At 68.8% G+C, this 20072-nt stretch carries 17 protein-coding genes; 8 read left to right on the top strand and 9 right to left on the bottom strand.

Features of this window, described 5'->3' with window-relative positions; genetic code table 11:
• Positions 1-58: 58 nt before the first annotated feature.
• Both E3T49_RS04670 and E3T49_RS04665 read left to right on the top strand, forming a co-directional pair.
• The gene (locus E3T49_RS04670) at positions 59-1288 is read left to right on the top strand and encodes an aminotransferase class V-fold PLP-dependent enzyme (RefSeq protein ID WP_166785468.1); all 1230 of its coding nucleotides are present in this window, start codon (positions 59-61) and stop codon (positions 1286-1288) included.
• On the top strand, positions 1289-2350 hold the full coding sequence (locus E3T49_RS04665) for a DsbA family protein (protein WP_134423801.1): 1062 nt from the start codon (positions 1289-1291) through the stop codon (positions 2348-2350).
• A 38-nt stretch (positions 2351-2388) separates the two neighbouring features.
• On the opposite strand, the gene E3T49_RS04660 is transcribed toward E3T49_RS04665, so the two are convergent.
• From E3T49_RS04660 to E3T49_RS04645, 4 genes are all read right to left on the bottom strand, one after another.
• Positions 2389-2841, bottom strand: coding sequence for a DUF2269 family protein (locus E3T49_RS04660; protein ID WP_134423800.1), 453 nt, complete (start codon positions 2839-2841; stop codon positions 2389-2391).
• Positions 2842-2915: 74 nt separating this feature from the next.
• On the bottom strand, positions 2916-3563 hold the full coding sequence (locus E3T49_RS04655; RefSeq protein WP_134423799.1) for a hypothetical protein: 648 nt from the start codon (positions 3561-3563) through the stop codon (positions 2916-2918).
• 74 nt (positions 3564-3637) lie between these two features.
• Complete coding sequence (locus E3T49_RS04650) at positions 3638-5056, bottom strand: pyridoxal phosphate-dependent decarboxylase family protein (protein ID WP_134423798.1); 1419 nt, start codon at positions 5054-5056, stop codon at positions 3638-3640.
• A gap of 9 nt (positions 5057-5065) precedes the next feature.
• Complete coding sequence (locus E3T49_RS04645; RefSeq protein ID WP_241972648.1) at positions 5066-7120, bottom strand: heavy metal translocating P-type ATPase; 2055 nt, start codon at positions 7118-7120, stop codon at positions 5066-5068.
• A gap of 84 nt (positions 7121-7204) precedes the next feature.
• On the opposite strand from E3T49_RS04645, the gene E3T49_RS04640 reads away from it, so the two are divergent.
• Positions 7205-7444 carry a cation transporter gene (locus tag E3T49_RS04640; protein ID WP_134423796.1) on the top strand — a complete coding sequence of 80 codons (240 nt, stop codon included), beginning with the start codon at positions 7205-7207 and terminating at the stop codon, positions 7442-7444.
• A 96-nt stretch (positions 7445-7540) separates the two neighbouring features.
• Positions 7541-7741: a hypothetical protein gene (locus E3T49_RS04635; RefSeq protein WP_134423795.1), complete on the top strand. Its 201-nt coding sequence runs from the start codon at positions 7541-7543 to the stop codon at positions 7739-7741.
• A 7-nt stretch (positions 7742-7748) separates the two neighbouring features.
• Here E3T49_RS04635 and E3T49_RS04630 read toward each other — a convergent pair whose 3' ends face one another.
• Positions 7749-8771: an NYN domain-containing protein gene (locus E3T49_RS04630; protein ID WP_134423794.1), complete on the bottom strand. Its 1023-nt coding sequence runs from the start codon at positions 8769-8771 to the stop codon at positions 7749-7751.
• A gap of 30 nt (positions 8772-8801) precedes the next feature.
• Positions 8802-9560: a hypothetical protein gene (locus E3T49_RS04625; protein WP_134423793.1), complete on the bottom strand. Its 759-nt coding sequence runs from the start codon at positions 9558-9560 to the stop codon at positions 8802-8804.
• Between the two features lie 83 nt (positions 9561-9643).
• Here E3T49_RS04625 and E3T49_RS04620 point away from each other — a divergent pair, with 83 nt between their 5' ends.
• Positions 9644-10462 carry a pyruvate, water dikinase regulatory protein gene (locus tag E3T49_RS04620; RefSeq protein ID WP_134423792.1) on the top strand — a complete coding sequence of 273 codons (819 nt, stop codon included), beginning with the start codon at positions 9644-9646 and terminating at the stop codon, positions 10460-10462.
• A 150-nt stretch (positions 10463-10612) separates the two neighbouring features.
• A complete protein-coding gene (ppsA, locus tag E3T49_RS04615) occupies positions 10613-13015 on the top strand; it encodes a phosphoenolpyruvate synthase (RefSeq protein ID WP_134423791.1) in 2403 nt (800 codons plus the stop codon).
• On the opposite strand, the gene E3T49_RS04610 is transcribed toward ppsA, so the two are convergent.
• The 3 genes from E3T49_RS04610 to E3T49_RS04600 form a co-directional block, all read right to left on the bottom strand.
• Positions 13009-13764: a TIGR03943 family putative permease subunit gene (locus E3T49_RS04610; protein WP_134423790.1), complete on the bottom strand. Its 756-nt coding sequence runs from the start codon at positions 13762-13764 to the stop codon at positions 13009-13011. The two genes, ppsA and E3T49_RS04610, sit on opposite strands and share 7 nt — an antisense overlap.
• Entirely contained in the window at positions 13754-14776 is a 1023-nt protein-coding gene (locus E3T49_RS04605) for a permease (protein ID WP_134423789.1), read from the bottom strand. Before E3T49_RS04605 ends, E3T49_RS04610 begins: the two co-directional genes overlap by 11 nt.
• A gap of 81 nt (positions 14777-14857) precedes the next feature.
• Complete coding sequence (locus tag E3T49_RS04600; RefSeq protein ID WP_134423788.1) at positions 14858-16321, bottom strand: Ig-like domain-containing protein; 1464 nt, start codon at positions 16319-16321, stop codon at positions 14858-14860.
• A 299-nt stretch (positions 16322-16620) separates the two neighbouring features.
• Between E3T49_RS04600 and E3T49_RS04595 the strand changes: the two genes are divergently transcribed.
• Both E3T49_RS04595 and E3T49_RS04590 read left to right on the top strand, forming a co-directional pair.
• A complete protein-coding gene (locus tag E3T49_RS04595; RefSeq protein WP_134423787.1) occupies positions 16621-17400 on the top strand; it encodes an HAD family hydrolase in 780 nt (259 codons plus the stop codon).
• On the top strand, positions 17397-19904 hold the full coding sequence (locus E3T49_RS04590; protein ID WP_134423786.1) for a glycoside hydrolase family 65 protein: 2508 nt from the start codon (positions 17397-17399) through the stop codon (positions 19902-19904). Before E3T49_RS04595 ends, E3T49_RS04590 begins: the two co-directional genes overlap by 4 nt.
• The last annotated feature ends 168 nt before the right edge of the window (positions 19905-20072 follow it).

Raw genomic sequence — 20072 nt, 5'->3', positions numbered from 1 at the left:
GCCACGCTGCGGTCTAACAGACTGCTCACCTAGAATGAGCCGGAAAGAATTGAAGGACATGAAGCACACTGGGTTGTTCCGGCGCACACCGCCGGCCATGGTCGAAACCGGCCGTCTCGCTGATTTCGCTTACCTCGACCCCGGCTCGGTCTACCTCGACTCCGCCTGTCAGAGCCTCCGGCCGCAACCGGTCGTCGACGCGCTGACCGCGTACTACACGGAGTACAACGCCTGCGGCGGGCGGGTGAAATACGCCTGGGGCACCCGCGTGGACCGGGAGGTGCAGGACACCCGCAAGGCCGTGCTCGACTTGCTCGGCCTCTCCGGCCGGAGCCACGCGGTCTCCTTCACCCTCAACACGACCTTCGGCCTCAACCTGCTGCTGCAGCAGCTGCCCCAGGGCCGGTTCGCGCAGGTCGTCACCAGCCACATCGAGCACAACTCGGTCTTCCTGCCCACCATGACGGCGGCGACCCGGCTGGGCGTGCCCCGCCTGGTGCTCGACCGCGCCCCCGACGGTGCCTTGGTCTACCAACCGGCCCAGCTCGAACGCGCGGTCGTGGTCGTCAACGTGGCCTCCAACATCGACGGTCGCCTGCTCACCAACCTCACCGACGTGGTTCGCGACACCCACGCCCGCGGCGGCATCGTCATCCTCGACGCGGCCCAGGCCATGGCGCACGAACGCTCGTTGCTGGCCAAGACCGAGGCCGACGCAATCTGTTTCTCCGCCCACAAGATGTACGGCGCGAGCCTCGGTGTGGTCGTCGCAACCCACGAGCTGCTCGGTTCCCTCGATCTCACCTTCGTGGGCGGCGGCATGGTGGCGGATGTCCGCGAAGACTCCTACGACCTGCTCCCCAACGATCCGGGCGCCCTCCTCGAACCAGGCCTGCAGGCCTGGGGCGAGATCATCGCCCTCGGCCGCGCGATCGAGTGGATGGGGAAGGTGCGCCCCGGCGGCCGGAACCCGGCCGAGCACGTGCAGGGGCTCTCGCAGCGCCTCTTCGAGGGGCTCAGCGACATCCCCGGTCTCACCCTGGTCAACACCGAGGCCAGCCCGGTGATCAGCCTCTATGCGCCGAAGCAGGACTCGCACCGGCTCGCCGTGTTCCTGTCCCAGTCGCAGATCATGGTGCGCAGCGGGTACTTCTGCGTCCACCACTACCTGAAGCACCAACTCGGGCTGCCGCCGCTGCTGCGCTTCTCGCTCGGACTGCACTCGACCACGGCCGACATCGATGCGGCCACCCAGGCCCTCGCGCGCCTGATGAAAGGCCTCTCCTAAGTGTTCTGCATTGCCGCATTCATCGTTCTCGTCTTCATGGCGGCCGTGTCGGCCCGGTACCGCCGCTACCTGGGCACCGCCTGGAACTGCACCCTCCGCCGCGTCACATTCCGCCCCTGCGACACCACCTTCAAGCAGGACATCAAGGACCACCTTCTGGCGCCGCTCGCGGTTCGCCGCCCCAAGCTGGTCGGACCGGCATCCGTCGCCCTCGAGGTGATCGCGCTGATCGTGGTGCTCACCACCATCTGGAGCGCCTACGTCGTCGTCAAGAGCGGCGTCAACCTCTACGTCTACGGCACCTGCAACAAGCAGGACTCGGCGTCGTGCAGCCTGGGTGCCGAGGCCTGCGCCATCCCCGACCAGACGCCGACCTTCGGTGACTCGCTGCTGGCCGGCGACGTGATCGGCGCGTTCGGCAACGACTTCGCCAGCCTCGCCGAGACCTTCTCCGCGATCCCGGCCCGCATGCAGAACTGGGACGCCGAGGAGTACCTGCCGGCCAACGCCAGCTACCTGGACGCCTACGACGCGAAGAAGGAGACCGCACTCGAGGTCATCGACCCGGGCTGCACCTACTGCCTGCAGCTGTTCAACAACATCGAGGAGGCCGGGTTCGACGACCGGATGAACCTCACCTACATCGCCTACCCGATCGCGTCCGAAGACGGTTACAAGTTCAAGAACTCTCTGCTCATCACCCAGTATCTCGAGGCGCTGCGGCTGAACCCGCTCGAGGGCGCGGAGACGCCGGTCGACTGGCAGATCCTGAGCCGGATCTACACGGAGGACAACGACAAGGGCGTGTCCTGGCAGAGCGTGTTGAACAGCGCCGAGCCGGATGCCGCCACCGCGCTGCTGCAGGACTGGTCAGCCGAGTTCGGGCTCAGCCCGGAACAGGTCGACGCCGTGGCATCCGTCGCCGCCTCGGATGAGGTCGCCGACATCATCGCCGCCAACACGCAGCTGGTGGAGGAGAGCATCCACACCGTGAAGATCCCGTCCATCATCTTCGACGGCCGGCGGCACGACGGCCTGGTCTCGGTCGACGACCTGAAGTAGTCGCGACCACGGCTGCCTGGCTGCAACAGCTGGACAGGCTAGGCGGGCTTGATGACCATCAGTACGACCACGGCCACCAGGAGCAGCGACGCCACGCCTGAGCCCATGGCCACGCGCGAGTAGCCGGCGACCTTGACTCCGGCGACCCGGGTGCCGCTGGCCGACTGCTCGGCGAGGAGCTCCGAGGCCGACTTCATCGCCGGGATCACCAGGAACAGGCTGACGACGAGAGCCGCGGCGTAGAGCACGATCGACAGCCAGACCCAGGTCGAGGCGAAGGAGGAATCACCCCGGAAACCCAGTGCGCCGAAGCCGAAGAGCACGACCAGCAGCGACAGCAACGTGAAGATATTGGTCGACTTCGCCAGCGCGGCCACCTGGCCGGCCTCGCCGGCGCGCATGGAACGCATGGCGGACATCGGCAGGATGGCCATGGGCCCGACGATGAAGACGCCGGTGACAATGTGCAGGGTGCTGAGCAGGGTTTCCATTTCTTCAGAGTAGGCCCGGACGCCGCCCTGCGGTGAACCGACACGTTTGGGGGGTTGGCGGTCGCCCGCACCCCTCATTGGCGTCGGTTCGGGCCTTGCACCTCAGGGTGATCGTCGGGCAGGGCGTGGCGGGAGCCGGCGCGCAGCAGGGTGAGGTTCTTCCGCTCCCAGTCGAGCACGGCCTGGCGCTGGGGATCGATCGCCCGACCCTCGGCGCACGCCGCGGTGGTGCGCCCGCAGACGCAGGCGAGCGGCTTGCCCTCCACCGCATGGTGCAGCTGCCCGACCCGCCAGAGCACGGCCATCGCCCAGTCCAGCTGGCGGTGCGCGAGCTCCGTCTTGCGTTCCGCGCGACGCACCAGGTCGCTCTCGAGGAGCGCGCGCACCCCGGCGCTCTTCGTGCGGTCTGATTCCCCGGCCACCACGTCACGCAGCTCGGCCACCTGCGCGGTCAGCCCGTCGATCACCGCCTGTTGCGCGGCGTCCACCACCGCGGATTTCTCGGCGAACTGGCGGTGGTTCTCCTGCTGGTCGGCGTACTGCCCGACCCAGAGTTTGATGTGCTCGGCGTCACGACGCTCCGCCTTCTCGGCACCCAGGTGATGCAGGCAGGATGCGCAGACCACCTGGTCGGTCGGCGAGGTAAACGTGAACGGCTGCAGCGACTGGCAACAGAAGCACTGCGCCCGGATGGCCACGTGCAGCGGATATGGGTGGGTCACGGTTGGTCCTTCTTTAGCCCTACCGCCGAGGGTACCGCGCGGCGGCGAACCGGAGGGACGGCGGTCGGCGGGCGCTACACCCCGGAGGTGGCCTGTTCGGTGTCGGCCCGGGTGACCGCGGCGACGGCGCGCTCCACCGCCGCGACGGAGAGGGCGACATCCTCGGCATCCGTGGACCAGTTGCTCACCGAGACCCGCAGCACGTCGCGGCCCTGCCAGCGAGACCCCGACATCCAGGCGGTTCCGTCGGCGAGGAGCGCCTCGGTCACCCGGCGGGTGCGCTCGTCGTCGCCGAAGCTGACGCAGACCTGGGTGAAGACCACGTCGTTCCGCACCTCGGCGCCGGGGAGGCGCGCCAGCCCCTGCGCGATGGCGCGGGCCTGATCGACCAGCCGCTCCACCAGTTCCACGGTGCCCGACCGGCCCAACGAGCGCAGGGCCGCCCAGACCGGCACGCCCCGCGCCCGGCGCGACAACTCGGGAACCTTCTCGAACGGGTCACCCGGGCCGGTCTCGGCCGCCACCAGGTAGCTCGTGTGCACCCCGAAGACGGACCGCACCTCGGCGGGCCGGGCCACGATGGCCATGCCGCAGTCATAGGGCACATTGAGGGTCTTGTGCGCGTCGGTGGCCCAGGAATCGGCGGTCTCGAGGCCCGCCAGCTGATCGCGGTAGCGCGGGCTGGCGGCCGCCCAGAGGCCGAAGGCGCCGTCGACGTGCACCCAGGCGCCGTGCCGGTGCGCCAGTGCGGTGAGTTCGCCCACCGGGTCGAACGCGCCGGAGTGCAGGTTGCCGGCCTGGATGCAGACGATGGCGGGCCCCGCGTGCCCGGCGAGCGCGGCCGCCAGAGAGTCGGGGAGCATCCGGCCCTGGTCGTCGGCCGCGACGACGATCGGGGCGCCGAGGCCCAGGTACCGCAGGGCGAGGTCGATCACAGCGTGGCGTTCCTCGCCCACGAAAACGGACACTCGCGGCGACCCGGACAGCCCCGCACCGGCGACGTCCCAGCCCGCCGTCCCGAGAACGTGGTCCCGGCCCGCCGCCAGCCCCACGAAATTAGCCATGGTGGCCCCCGTGGTGAAGCCCACGTCGGCGCCCTCCGGCAGTCCCAGCAGGTCGAGGATCCAGCCGCCGGCGGCCTCCTCGGCGGCCGCGGTGGCCGGTGTCGCGAAGCGCATGCCGGCGTTCTGGTCCCACGCGCTGACCAGCCAGTCCGCGGCCAGGGCCGCCGGCAGGGTGCCGCCGATCACCCAGCCGAAGAAGCGGCCGGAGGGCATGGCCATCAGGCCCGGCTCGGCCAGCCGGGCCAGCTCGTCGATCACGATCGCGGGGTCCGTCGGCTGCGGCGGCAGCGGCGCCGCGAAGCCCGCGGCGAGGCTGTCGGCGTCGGCCCGCGGTCCCACCGGGCGGCCAGGCAGGGAGGTGAGCCACTCCAGGGCATGGACCTTCGCTCGTTCCAAGGCCGGGCGGTAGTCCTCAGGGTGAGCAGACATGCCGAAATTTTATGCCTGCCTGGAGACGGCCGAAAGAGCGCTGCTCTCGGGGCGCAGGTCGAGGCGCCGCAGCAGTTGCGCGTTCAGAGCGACGACCACCGTGGACGCCGACATCAGCAACGCGCCGATCTCCATCGGCAGCACGAAACCGATCGGAGCGAGCACACCCGCCGCGAGCGGCACGGCCAGGAGGTTGTAGCCGGCCGCCCACCACAGGTTCTGACGCATCTTGCGGTAGCTCGCCCGGGACAGCTCGATCACCGAGAGCACTGAGCGAGGATCGTCGCTGGCGAGGATGACCCCCGCGGAGGCGATCGCGACATCCGTGCCGGCTCCGATGGCGATGCCGACATCGGCCTGGGCCAGTGCGGGCGCGTCGTTGACGCCGTCGCCGACCATGGCGACCCTGCGGCCCTCGGCCTGCAACTCGGCAACCTTCGCGGCCTTGTGCTCGGGCCGCACGCCGGCGAACACGCGGTCGATGCCGAGTTCTGCGGCGACCGACCGCGCCACCGGCTCGGCGTCGCCGGTGATCATCACGACCTGGATGCCGAGCGCGTGCAGCGCGTCGACGGCCTGCCGGGATTCCGGCCGCACGGCGTCGGCCAGGCCGATCGCGCCGATCACCGCGTCTCCGCGAAGAACGTGCAGCACGATGGCGCCCTCGGCAGCCCACGACTCGGTCACCGGCAGCGGCCGCGCACCGTGTTCCCGGAGCAGGCCAGGGCCGCCGACGCTCACCCGCCGGCCGTCGACGGCGCCCGTGACGCCCACCGCCGCGGACGCCTGGAACCCCGTCGCCTGCGGCACCCGCACCCGGCGTTCCCGGGCCGCCGCCACGATCGCCCGGGCGAGCGGATGCTCGCTGTCGGCTTCCACAGCCGCCGCCAGCGCCAGCAGCTCCTCTTCTGCCGCCGGCGCATTCCCGGCCGGCTCGTCCGCCGCATCCGTCGCTACGAGGTGCGTGACCGTGGGCGCACCCGTGGTGAGCGTGCCGGTCTTGTCGAACAGCACCGCGTCGACCGTGCGCATGCTCTCCAGCGCCAGCCGGTCTTTCACGAGCACCCCGCCCTTCGCGGCCCGCTCGGTGGCGATCGAGACCACCAGGGGGATCGCGAGGCCGAGGGCGTGCGGGCAGGCGATCACCAGCACCGTCATGGTGCGCACGACCGCGATCTCCGGCACGCCGAGCAGCACCGACCAGACGACAGCGGTGAGCACCGCGGTGCCGAGCGCGAACCAGAACAGCCAGCCGGCGGCCCGGTCGGCGAGGCGCTGGGCGTGGGACGACGACGCCTGCGCCTCCGCTACGAGCCGCTGGATCCCGGCGAGCGCGGTGTCGTCGCCCACCGCCGTGACCCGAACGCGCAGAGCCGTGTCGGTGGACACCGTGCCCGCGACGACAGGGTCGCCGGGTCCGCGACGAACGGTCCGGGACTCGCCGGTGATCATGGATTCGTCGACGTCGGCCGTGCCCTCGGCCACCTGCCCGTCGGCCGGCACCCGGGCGCCCGGGCGCACGATCACGAGGTCGCCCACTCGCAGCTCGGTCGGGGCCACCACCCGCACCTCGCCGCCTTCCACCCGCTCGGCCTCGTCGGGCAGCAGCGCGGCCAGTGACTCGAGTGCGGTGGAGGTCTGGGCGAGCGAGCGCATCTCGATCCAGTGGCCCAGCAGCATGATCGTGATCAGCAACGCCAGCTCCCACCAGAAATCGAGCTCGGGGGCCAGGATGCCGAGGCTCGCCCCCCACGACGACACGAATGCGACCGTGATCGCGAGCCCGATCAGGAGCATCATGCCGGGCTTTCGCGCCCGGAGTTCCGTGGCGGCCCCACTGAGGAAGGGCTGCCCGCCCCAGACATACATGACGGTGCCCAGCACGGGTGAGAGCCACTGGATTCCGGGCAGGTCAGGCAGGCTGTAGCCCAGGAGCATGGCGAACATGTGGCTGAAGGCGACGACCGGCACGGTGAGGGCCAGCATCACCCAGAACAGACGCCGGAACCGGGCCACGTGATCACCGTGGCCGCCGTGACCCATCGCCCTGTGGTCGTGCCGCATGGAGCCGAGCATACCCCCCAGGGGTATGCTTGCAAGTGTCAGTGCACCGCTCTGCGGCGCCGAACCACAACGTTAGGAATCCCCATGACCACCCCGACCACGTCCCCGACCAGCCTCACCGAGGCGTACCTCGTGACCGGCATGACCTGCCAGCACTGCGTGGGCAGTGTCGTCACCGCGCTCGGCGCGCTCGACTCGGTGGAGGCCGTCACGGTGGACCTGAACAGCGGCGGAGCCTCCACCGTGCACGTGACCAGCCCGGCCGCCCTCGACCGAGGCACGGTGGCAGCGGCCGTCACCGCGGCCGGCTACCAGCTGGCCTGAGCCCCCGGCGGTTCCGGCGGCGTCGAGGGTGTCGCTCCGCGAGCAGTCCGGCTAGCCTGACGCCGAATCGGTGGGCGCTCACAACGGAGGATCGACATGGGAACCGACAGCCGTGCCAGGGTGATCGTTCGGGACGGCCCGTGGGGTTTCTTCTTCCTGCTGGCTTATATCGGAGCCGCCATCTACTTCATTTCCGTCTCCGACGGCTCCTTCTGGGGCGTCATCCTCGGTCTGCTCCAGGCGATCGTCTGGCCGGTCTACGTCGTCTACAACGCCCTCGTCCTGATGGGCGCCTGAGCGGGACTCAGCGCCCGGTCGCCGTGGGCCGCAGCCGGATGAGCCGATGGGGGCCATCCTCCTGCAGTTCGGCCACGTCGCTGCGCGAGGAGAGAAAATCGGTGAAGGAACGGAAACCGAGCGGCTTCTCGTTGAACGAGGGGTCCATCCGACGCATCTGGTTCTTGACCGAGCCCGTGTTCAGCCACTCATCGTCGTCGCCCTTGGCGTGACCGATCTGCAGGGCGCGCACGAGGAGTTCCGTCGCGACGGTCTGCGGGTCGATGTCCTCGGCCGGCTCCGGCTCGTCGAACGGCGACTCCTCGGTGTGCGAGAACATCGGGACCATCGTCAGGTTGCGCGCCGGGATGGGGGTCGGCTCGGAGTGCGCGACCACAGCGGGCTCGGCCGTCTTCCGGCCCGAGTGGGACTTCTCCGTCGTCGCCGCCGCGGCCGGGGCACTGGGGGCGACCTTGGCGATTCCGGGCAGGGAGTCATAGTCCTCGAACTCGTCGCACGCCGCCGCGAGGGAGGTGCTCGTCGAACCGGCGACACCGATGCCCACCACGAAGCGACCGAGCCGTTTCGACTTCTGGGCCAGGGCGATGTAGTCGGAGTCGCCGGCGATGATGATGACGTGGGTGAGGTCGGGCAGCCGGAAGAGGTCTTCGACCACGTCGACGGCCAGACGGATGTCCGCGCCGTTCTTCGTCCCCCGCGTGGTGGTGGTGAACAGCTGGGTGAGGTCCACGGCGCGCGACATGAGCTGGCGCTGGTAGCTCGCGTTCACGGGCACGGACCAGTCGGCGTACGCGCGGTTGACGACCAGGGTGCCGAATGACGCGGCGAAGTCGATGATGGCGTTGAAGTCGACGGTCGCGGCGTTCAGCCGTGCGGCGATGACGGGGTCGGCATCCGCACTCGTGCGGTCGAAGTTCCTGATGCCGTCGCGCTGGAAGGCATTGCGCCCGTGCAGTTGCTGATAGCGCGAGATGACGATGTTGTCGAAGTCGATGTAGAGGCCGACGCGGGCGTCGTTCGGTTCAGTCATGGTGGGTTCCTTAGCTACCGGGCCGACGAATCAGCCGCAACCCGGGTCTTCAGTCTGCTGCGCGTGATGGGGGGACAGCAAACCCAGGTCGGATCGACGCCGGGTCGCGACCAGCAGGATGCCGGCTCCTGCCAGCAGAACACCCAGGACAAGAGTCCCCGTAGCGGCGAAGCCCGTGTCTGCCAGGGTCGGCTGTGCGACGACAGCCGTGGCCGGCTCGTCGTCCGGTACGGGCACCGTCTGCGCTGACGGGACCGCGGCCGCAGGTCCGGTGGGATCGGGGAGGGGCGGGGGCAGACCGAGAGCGTCAGACCGGTAGGGAATGGTCAGGGTTGCCTGGGCAGGCGCGACGCCCGCCTCGGTCCCGGAGGGTTCCGGGAAGCAGGAGCCGACGAGAACGACAGTCCCCACATGCCTCAAGGCGTTCGTGCTCAGCCAGAGCGACACGGGCTCCAGCGGGACGGTGGCGACGCCGTCAGCGAGAACGATGATGCCCGGCGTCAGCAGAATCGGGAGCACGACGGTGACGCCCGAGACCTGGTAGTTGTAATCCGCCTGCACGCTGAAGCCCGCACCGGCAGGGCAACCGGTCGACGTCACGACACCCGGGGCGTTCTGGTTCATCAACGATTCCACCGAGGTCCCCGGCGGGACTCGAAGGGTGAAGGCCCCGGCGTCGGTGGCCGGTGGCGCCTCTGCGGCAGATGCTGCGACCGACCCGAACAGAGAGCTCAGGGCCACAGCGCTGATGACGATCATGGTTCTTGCGCTGAATGAATTGATGGCCATGGTCTCCCTCGATCACGGTAAGACTATCGCCCGCGGCGCTGCGTTCAATTGAGCGCAAAACCGCCGCAGGTGCACAATAAGTCATGGCCAATGACGATCCATGCCCGGTTTTCTTCCTCTCCGACAGCACCGGCATCACGGCGGAAACGCTCGGGAACACGCTGCTCTCCCAGTTCCCCACGATGGAATTCGACCGCACGACCATTCCGTTCATCCTGAACGTGGAGCAGGCGCAGGCCGTGGTCGACCTGGTCGACGGGCTGGTGGCCGAGGGAAAGAAGCCGATCGTCTTCTCCACGGCCGTGACCAGCGACATCCGTCACACCCTGGGGACCTGCCAGGCCACGCTGATCGATCTGCTGGGCACCTACCTCGGCCAGCTCGAGACAACGCTGGCCACCCCGGCCAGCAACGAACCGGGGCGCGCGCACGGCCTCGGCAACGCAGCGCGGTACCAGTCGAGGATGACGGCCGTCGAATACGCGATGGAGCACGACGACGGGCAGAGCCTGCGCGCGCTGGAGAAGGCGCAGTTGATCCTGGTGGCCCCGTCGCGCTGCGGCAAGACGCCCACGACCATGTACCTGGCTCTGCAGCACGGCATCTTCGCGGCGAATTTCCCCCTGGTCGACGAGGACTTCGAGCGGGAGGGGCTACCCAAGCCGCTGCAGCCGTTCGTGGACAAATGCTTCGGCCTCACGACCAATCCCCTGCGGCTGAGCCAGGTGCGCACCCAGCGCCGGGAGGGGTCGCCGTACGCCTCACTGCGCCAGTGCGGGTTCGAGCTGCGGAGCGCGGAACGCCTGTATGCCTCCCACGGGATACCGTTCCTCAATTCGGCGAGCATGTCTGTGGAGGAGATGTCGGCCACGATCCTGCAGCAGATGCACTTGAAGCGGTAACGACAGGCAAGTAAACATGTCAATCAAGTAGGCACGTCACACGTCGGCCAGACAGACCTGACACTATGGAACAGAGGGTTCATCCACGAGGTGAGCCGGCTCACCCGGTGGCCGCACCTTCGGCCGCACACCTGCAAAGGAGCAGACACAATGACGACGGACATCCTCTGGTTCTCAGAAATCGGACTCGCGGACCTGGACCGGGTCGGCGGCAAGAACGCCTCCCTCGGAGAAATGGTGCAGAACCTCACGTCGGCCGGCGTCAAGGTTCCCGACGGATTCGCCACCACGGCGGACTCCTACCGGCGCTTCCTCTCCGATTCCGGCCTGGACCAGCGGATCATCGAGCGCCTGCGCGGCCTCGACATCGACGACGTCACGGAACTGGCCGCGGCCGGCCAGGAGATTCGCGGCCTGATGCGCGACACGCCCTTCCTGCCCGAGTTCGAGGCGCAGGTCCGGGAGGCGTACGCGGCGCTGGTGGAGAAGCACGGCGGCTCCGACGACCTCTCCTGGGCGGTGCGCTCCAGTGCGACCGCCGAGGACCTGCCGGATGCGTCCTTCGCCGGCCAGCAGGAGACGTTCCTGAATGTGCGCGGGATCGAGAACATCCTGCCGGCCATCAAGGACGTCTTCGCCTCCCTCTACAACGACCGGGCGATCGCCTACCGGGTGCACCATGACTTCGAGCACGCCGAGGTGGCCCTCTCCGCCGGGATCCAGCGCATGGTGCGCTCGGACGTGGGCTCGTCCGGCGTCATGTTCACGATGGACACCGAGTCCGGCTTCCGCGACGCCGTGTTCATCACGTCCTCCTACGGTCTGGGCGAAGCCGTCGTGCAGGGCGCCGTCAACCCGGACGAGTTCTACGTCTACAAGCCGGCGCTCAAGGCCGGCCGTCCCGCCATCCTCAAGCGCACCCTCGGCGAGAAGGCGCTGCAGATGACCTTCACCCAGAACCGTGAAATCGGTCGCACGATCGACTTCGTGCCCGTGGAACCCGAACTGCGCAACCTGTTCAGCATCACCGACGACGACGTGGACGAGCTGGCCCGGCACGCCCTTCTGATCGAGGCGCACTACGGGCGCCCGATGGACATCGAGTGGGGCAAGGACGGCGTGGACGGCGGCATCTACATTCTGCAGGCCCGCCCCGAGACCGTGCAGTCACGGGCGAGCGCCGTATCGCAGAGCCGGTTCAAGATGAAGGAGACCGGCAAGGTCCTGGTCGAGGGCCGCGCGATCGGCCAGCGGATCGGGGCCGGGAGCGTGCGCATCCTCTCATCCATCGACCAGATGGCCAGCTTCGCCACCGGCGACGTGCTGGTCGCCGATATGACCGACCCCGACTGGGAACCGATCATGAAGCGCGCGAGCGCCATCGTGACCAACCGCGGCGGACGCACCTGCCACGCCGCCATCATCGCCCGGGAACTCGGCATTCCCGCGGTCGTCGGAACCGGGACCGCCACCGACATCCTGTCCGACGGAGCCCTGGTCACGGTGTCCTGCGCCGAGGGCGAGGCGGGACTGATCTACGACGGACTGCTCGACTTCGGCGTGGAGGAGACCGCGCTCACCACGCTGCCGCCGGCGCCGGTGAAGGTGATGATGAACGTCGGCACTCCGGAGCAGGCGTTCACCTTCGCCCAGCTGCCCAACCACGGCGTGGGTCTCGCCCGGCTCGAATTCATCATCAACCGGCAGATCGGCATCCACCCCAAGGCCCTGCTCAACCTGGCCGACCAGCCTGCCGACGTGGCCCGGGAGATCAACACCCGCATCGCCGCCTACGGTTCCCCGCGGGAGTACTACATCAAGCGCCTGGCCGAGGGCGTGTCGACGATCGCAGCCGCGTTCGCCCCGGAGACCGTGATCGTGCGGATGAGCGACTTCAAGTCGAACGAGTACGCCAACCTGATCGGCGGGCCGGCCTACGAACCGCACGAGGAGAACCCGATGCTCGGGTTCCGTGGGGCGTCGCGCTACCTCGAGCCGTCCTTCCGGGACTGCTTCGACCTCGAGTGCGAGGCGCTCTCGTTCGTGCGGGGCGAAATGGGGCTGACCAACGTCAAGCTGATGATCCCCTTCGTGCGCACCCTGGACGAGGCCGCGGGCGTCATCGAGTTGCTGGCCGAGAACGGTCTGCGGCGCGGCGAGAACGGCCTCGAGATCGTGATGATGTGCGAGTTGCCGGCCAACGCGCTGCTGGCCGACGAGTTCCTGGACTACTTCGACGGCTTCTCCATCGGTTCCAACGACATGACGCAGCTGACGCTCGGCCTCGACCGCGACTCGGCCATCGTCGCCGGTGGCTTCGACGAGCGCGACCCGGCCGTGAAGAAGCTGCTCAGCATGGCCATCGCGGCCTGCAAGGCGCGCGGCAAGTACGTGGGCATCTGCGGCCAGGGGCCCAGCGACCACCCGGACTTCGCCGAGTGGCTCGTCGCCGAGGGCATCGACTCGGTGTCGCTGAACCCCGACACCGTGGTCGACACCTGGCTGCGCCTCGCCGGCGTCACGGCGGGCAGCAACCACGTCGGAGCTCAGTAGACGTACGGCTGCGCCGGCTGGTCGGTGGGCGTGATCTCGCTCCCGACAAGGACGATGGCCTCTTCACTGCTGATGCTCGGATTGGTGCCGAAGCCGCTCACGATCGACACCCAGCTGTCGACCGGGAACTCGTCCTGCCAGCCGGGGTGGTAGACGGGGACGCCGACCGGCTGCGCGTCGACCGCGCAGCAGGCCACAATGAACCGGGCCACGAAGAACACGTTCTCCGGGTCGCTCGGGTCGGGCGTGACGAACCCGGTCACGGTGGCGGTCTTGTCGGCGAAGAAGTCCTCGCCGGCCCCCTGGCGGAGCAGCGAGGACCAGTCCCGCACGGTGAAGGTGGAGTAGTCGCCGCCGACGAGGTCGTTCGCCTCGCTCTGCGTGATCGACGAGGTCGAGCCGTTGAGGTCACGTTTGGCGACCGTGGCCGTTGTCAGGGTCGCCGGCGGCAGCACCAGCAGCCCCACGACGGCCGAGGCGATGATCAGGATGCTGCCGGCCGACCAGAGCCACGCCCAGCGTCCCTCGTCGTCCCGGGCTTCGTGCTCGTGTTCGGCCGCCGGCACGAGGGCGAAGGCCGCCACCACGAGCACCCCGGCGATGCCCGCCATGACCCAGGTGAACACGAAATAGCGCGGGTGGATGTACAGGCCGAGCTGCCCGCTGAAACCCAGCCAGACCGTGGCCACGATGCCCACGACGCTGAGGACCGCGCCCTGCCAGCGCCGCAGAAGCCGTCTAAACCGCATAGTTGATCGCCAATCCGAGCACCGCGGAACAGAGCGCCACAATCAGGGTGAGTTGCACCAGGGTCTTCGCCGTGAAGGTCGTGCGCAGCAGCGCCAGCATCTTGATGTCGATCATCGGGCCGAAGACCAGGAAGGCCACGATCGCGCCGGGGAGGAAGGTCGCGCCGAAGGAGAGGATGAAGAAGGCGTCGACGTTGGAGCAGATCGACACCACGAACGCCAGCACCATCAGCGCCACGACGGACCAGACCGGATGGCTGCCGAGCGTCACGAGCACATCGCGGGAGACGGCGGTCTGGATCAGACCGGCCAGGCCGGCGCCGATGAAGAGGGCCGGCAGCATCGCGCTGGTCTCCTGAGTGAACAACGTCGCGCTGCGCCGAGCCTTCCCCGCGGCCGCGTCGTGGCCGTCGCCGAGCGCGCAGGCCTCCTGGAACCGCGGGGTGAGCAGGGACTGGGGTTTCGGATGCCGGCTGTAGATATAGCCGATCAGGTTGGCGATCAGGAAGCCGCCGGCGATGCGCCAGGCCAGGATGCCGCTGTCCCAGCCGAACGCCTGCTGGGTGGTGATGATGGTCACCGGGTTCAGGATCGGGGCGGCGAACAGGAACGTCATCGATTCCCCGACCGTGAGACCCTTGGCGATCAGGCCCCGGGCGAGGGGCACGTTGCCGCACTCGCAGACGGGCAGCAACATGCCCAGCAGGGAGAGCACCACCCGGCGCGCGACCGGGTTCTTCGGCAGGCGCCGGAGCAGGAACCCCTCCGGCAACCAGATCTGCACCCCGATCGAGAGCACGATGCCGAGGAAGACGAACGGCAGCGACTCGATGACCACACTGATCGACAGGGTGACGAAGTCGCGGGCGGTGTCCGCGAGGCTGTCGGCGGGCGGCGCCGGGGCGAAGGCCCGCAGCAGGATGACGATCCCGATGATGACGAGGCCGACGGTGAGGCCCCGGCCGGGTCCCCGGCGTGCGGCGGAGGGCCGCACAGCGGTGGTCTGACTCATGTGCACATCCTGGAGTGTTTCGGCTCGGCCGCGCTCGGGGCAGGGGCTTGCGTGTCGGTGGTGAGCAGGCGCATCCGTCGGTCACCCGCACCAGTCAGGGAGAAAACCGGACACGCTGCGGCTGCTGGTGCCGCTGTCCAGGTCGACGAGGGTGGTCGTCATGCCCGAGAACGCGGGCAGGGTCGGGTACTCGTCGGCGAGGCCGGCGGCCGGGATCGTCTCCACCGCGAGGTACTGGCCGTTCGGGGAGACGCAGAAGTCCCGCACGCTCGACGACTCCGACGCGGGCGCGAATGCGACGCTGGAGTCGTCGGGGTCGGTGACGGCGATCAGGGACGACAGCTGGTTGATGTCCGTGGTCGCCTGCAGGAACAGGCGGGCGTACCGGCCCTGCTCGTTCAGCAGCACGACCTTGCCGGGGTAGGCACTCTCGTCGAGCAGGCTGGGTTTGAGGTCGAGCGCGGTCACTGCCCCGTCGGCGAGGTCGATTGTGGAACCCTGGTTCGGGTCGGCGACGACCAGCGCGCGGGTGCCGGGCACGAAATCGCGCAGCTCCGCGTGCTGGCCCAGCGGGGTCAACACGGCCTCGCCGAGCAGGTCGACGAGGAACATGCTCGAACCCGAGTTCTGCACGACGAGAGTCGTGGAGTCCGGCACGAAGACCAGGTCCATGACGGTCATCGGCAGGTCGTCCACCCCGGTGACCTCCACCGGGAGGCCCGAGTACTCGGTCAGGTCGTAGACGAAGGGGGTGCGGTCGTAACGGCGTCCCTGGGAGTCCGGCGCGCTGGTGAAGGTGTACGCGATCAGGTACTTCGACGGGGATGCCCGCAGGTTCTCGACCACTCCGGCGCCCGGCAGGGGCACCTGCACGTTGTCCCCGCCCGCGAACGAGACCACCTCGAGGGTGGCCGCGTCGTCGTCGCCCAGCGTGACGGCCGCGAGGTGGTCTTCCAGGGCCACATACTGCTGGATGCGCGACGCGCTGAATACGACGTCGCCGTCACCGCGTCCCAGCAGGGTCGTGCGGCGCACGGTGTCGGGCTGCTTGGCGCCGGAGTCGCTCATCCGACGGTCGCGCTGCAGCGCATAGATATCGACGTCCGGGGTCGTGAACTCGTATTCCAGAGTGGACGTGGCGCTCTGGGACGTGCCCGCGACATCCGTCACCGTCACGGTATAGACCGTGTTGTAGCGCAGGATGCCCGCGAACTCGACCGTGAGAGCGCGATCGGAGACGCTGGTGGAGACCTCGGTGGCCGGACTGACCGCGACCTGGCCGGCCGCGACCTCGGCCAGCGGCAGGTTGGCGGTGAGCAGCAGGCGGGGATTGCCGCGGGAGACGGAGGCGTCCAGGTTGATCGCGGCCGAGGCCAGGCGAGGTCCCTGGCTGAAGTTCGCCGCCGCGAGACCGGCCACCAGGAGCACGAGCACCGCGATCGTGACCGAGATCAGCCGGGTGAAGCGTCGACCGGTCAGCCGATCGGAGCGCGCAGTATCCGTCGAAGCAGGTGCCGCCGGGCTCGCGGCTGATTCGCGGGTCACCTGACCAATCGTACTGGGCGATTCCAGGGCGAGTGCCGAGCCGGATGCTCGTGCGAGCGCCACCGAGGCCGGCTGACCGGCCGCACGGCGCCGCCTCGATAGACGGCGCAGCGGTGTCGGGGGCATAGGATCGTTGGTGTATTCAGGCGCATGCAGCCCTAGACCTGGTCCGCATCGTCGTCACTCGCGTTCTCGCCGCGTTGGCGCACATCACGTCGATCCCCCCCCCTGATCGAAATCGTGACCCTTTGACCGATCAGACTCCCCCGTCTGAGGACCTACCGAGCAAGGCACCAGTAATGACTTCTACGCGATCCCCCCTGTCGCGCGCAGAAACGCGCGACCGGCTCCTGTCCCTGCGGGGCGTACTCTTCGACCTCGACGGAGTACTCACACCCACCGCCGACGTGCACATGGCCGCCTGGTCGCGCTTATTCACCCCCTTCCTCGAGGAGCAGGGGGTGAGTCCCTCCTACAGCGACGCCGACTACTTCCGGTACATCGACGGCAAGCCCCGCTACGACGGCGTGCGCTCCCTGCTCGCCTCCCGCGGCATCCTGCTGCCCGATGGCGACCCGACGGACGGCCCCGAGCTGAACACCGTCTGCGGGCTCGGCAACCGCAAGAACCAGGCATTCACCGAGACCCTCGTCGAAGACGGCGTCACCCCGTACCCGGGATCGATCGAGTTCCTCGACTACGTCGTGGCCGCCGGCCTCGCCGTGGCCGTCGTCACCAGCTCCCGCAACGGGGAGAAGACCCTCGCGGCCGCCGGCATCCGTGGCCGCTTCGAGATCGTCGTCGACGGCCTGCTCTCCGCCGAGCGCGGCCTGGCCGGCAAGCCGGCCCCCGACACCTACGAGCTCGGCGCCGCCCTGCTCGGCCTCGACGCCTCCCAGTGCGTCGTCGTCGAAGACGCACACTCGGGCATCCAGGCCGGTCGCGCCGGCAACTTCGGCCTCGTTCTCGGCGTAGACCGCGGCGTGGGCACGCAGACGCTGCTCGACGCCGGCGCCGACGTCGTCGTGCCCGACCTGCACGACCTTCTCCCCAACGCCGAAACGGAGGCCGGGGTATGAACCGGAACACCGACACGTCCGACCCGCTCGACCGCAACCGGTTCCCGATCGACGAATGGGCCCTGGTCGAAAAGGACTTCTCCGGTGACGACATGGGGCGCACCGAGACCCTGTTCGCCGTCGGCAACGGCTACCTCGGCCTGCGCGGCAACGTCGACGAGGGCCGCGACGGCCACGCGCACGGCACCTTCATCAACGGCTTCCACGAGACCTGGCCCATCCGGCACGCCGAGGAGGCCTTCGGCTTCGCGCGCGTCGGGCAGACCATCGTCAACGCGCCGGACGCCAAGATCATCCGCATCTACGTCGACGACGAGCCGCTCGTCCTGACCCTCGCGGACCTGCTCAGCTACGAGCGCCGCCTCGACTTCGCCGGCGGCATCCTCTCCCGCTCCCTCGAATGGCGTACGCCCTCGGGCAAGCGCGTGCTGATCCAGTCGCGCCGCCTGGTGTCGTTCACCGAACGCCACCTGGCGATCATCGAGTACGAGGTCACCATGCTCGACGCCGACGCGTCGGTGGTCATCTCGAGCCAGATCCTCAACCGCCAGGACGGCATCGGCGAATACGACGCTCCCAAGCCCACCAACGGCAAGGACTTCGACCCGCGCAAGGCCGAGTCCTTCACCGACCGGGTGCTGCGTCCCCGCTTCAAGCGGGCCTCCGACGGCCGTTACATCCTCGGCTTCCGCTGCACGAACTCGGGCATGACCATCGCCTGCGCCGCCGACCACCAGATGGAGACGCTCAACGAGTACGACGAGGCCTCGCACATCGGCGACGACCTCGCCAAGCACGTCTACCGCATCAAGGCCAAGCAGGGCCAGTCGATCAAACTGACCAAGACCTTGAGCTACCACACCTCCACGGGCGTCCCCACGCACGAACTCGCCGACCGGTGCGACCGCACGCTCGACCGCGCCGTCGCGGCAGGAACCGAGCACTACGTGGCCGAGCAGCGCGATTGGCTCACCGCTTTCTGGGCGCGCACGGATGTCGAACTCGCCGGTCAGCCTGCCCTCCAGCAGGCCACCCGCTGGAACTTCTTCCAGCTCGCGCAGGCCTCCATGCGCGCCGACGGCCAGGGTGTGTCCGCGAAGGGCGTGTCCGGATCGGGCTACGGCGGCCACTACTTCTGGGACACGGAAGTGTACGTGCTCCCGTTCCTGACCTACACGTCGCCGAACGCCGCGCGCAACGCGCTCCGGTTCCGGCACGCGATGCTCGATCACGCCCGCGCCCGGGCCACCGAGCTGAACCAGCTCGGCGCCCTGTTCCCGTGGCGCACGATCAACGGCCTGGAGTCGTCGGCGTACTACGCCGCCGGCACCGCGCAGTACCACATCGACGCCGACATCTCCTATGCGCTCACCCAGTACGTGTCGGCCACCGGCGACGAGGACTTCCTCTCCCGCGAGGCCATCGACATCCTGGTGGAGACCGCGCGCATGTGGGCCGACCTCGGCTTCTGGCGCGGCAACGGCAACGACGTCTTCCACATCCACGGCGTCACCGGGCCCGACGAGTACACCACCGTCGTCAACGACAACCTGTACACGAACATCATGGCCCGCTCGAACCTGCGGGCCGCGGTCAAGGGCGTGCGCCGGCTGCGCGAGGTCGACATCGCCTCCTACGACTTCATGGTCGCGCGTCTCGGACTCGACGAGGCCGAGATCATCGAATGGTCCTTCGCCGCGGAAGCGATGCACATCCCGTTCGACAAGACCCTGGGCATCCACCCGCAGGACGCCCAGTTCCTGGAGAAGGAACGCTGGGACCTGTCGCAGACCCCGCCGGCCAACCGCCCGCTGCTGCTGCACTACCACCCCCTGGTGATCTACCGCTTCCAGGTGCTCAAGCAGGCGGATGTCGTGCTCGCCCTCCTGCTGCAGGGAGACCAGTTCACGCCGGAGCAGAAGCGCGCCGACTTCGACTACTACGACCCGATCACCACGGGCGACTCGACGCTGTCGGACGTCGTGCAGTCGATCATCGCGGCCGAGGTCGGCTACCACGAGCTCGCGCTCAAGTACTTCACCTCGGGCCTGTTCGTCGACCTTGCCGACCTGCACCACAACGCGGCGGACGGCGTGCACGTGGCATCCGCCGGCGGTGTCTGGAGCGCGCTCGTCTACGGCTTCGGCGGAATGCGCGACCACGGCGGCAAGATCACCCTCGACCCGCGTCTGCCCGAGACCTGGGAGGCACTGACCTTCCGCATCACGCTCCGGGGCACCCGGCTGCGCGTGGACGTGCGGCAGACCGAGGTCAACCTCACGGTCGAAGAGGGCGTCGACGTCATGCTGGCCGTGCGCGGCGTCTCCGTCATCGTGCGGATGGGCCTGCCCGTCACGGTCCCGCTGGCCCACCAGGGCCCGCGCGACTCCGGAGCACCCTCGCGGGCGCTGATCGAGGGTGGGCGACGGGCCGACGGCACCGTCATCACATCGTCCATCCCGACGATCGCGCACACCGCCGAGTTCCTGGAGCCGAACGACTAACGCGGTTCACCAGGAAGGGCCCCCGACGCACTGCGTCGGGGGCCTTCCTGTTTCCGCGCCCCGCGCCCCGCCCGCGCCCGAACGAATTCGACGGAGATTCGGGCGGAATCACCCCGTTTCACTCCAAAACCCACGTTCTAGAGCAAAATCTCCGTCGAATTGGTTCGG

The organism is Cryobacterium cryoconiti, from assembly GCF_004403065.1.
GTDB lineage: Bacteria > Actinomycetota > Actinomycetes > Actinomycetales > Microbacteriaceae > Cryobacterium > Cryobacterium cryoconiti.
The sequence above is the reverse complement of the archived record's forward strand: the minus strand, read 5'-3'. Positions and strand labels throughout refer to the sequence as shown.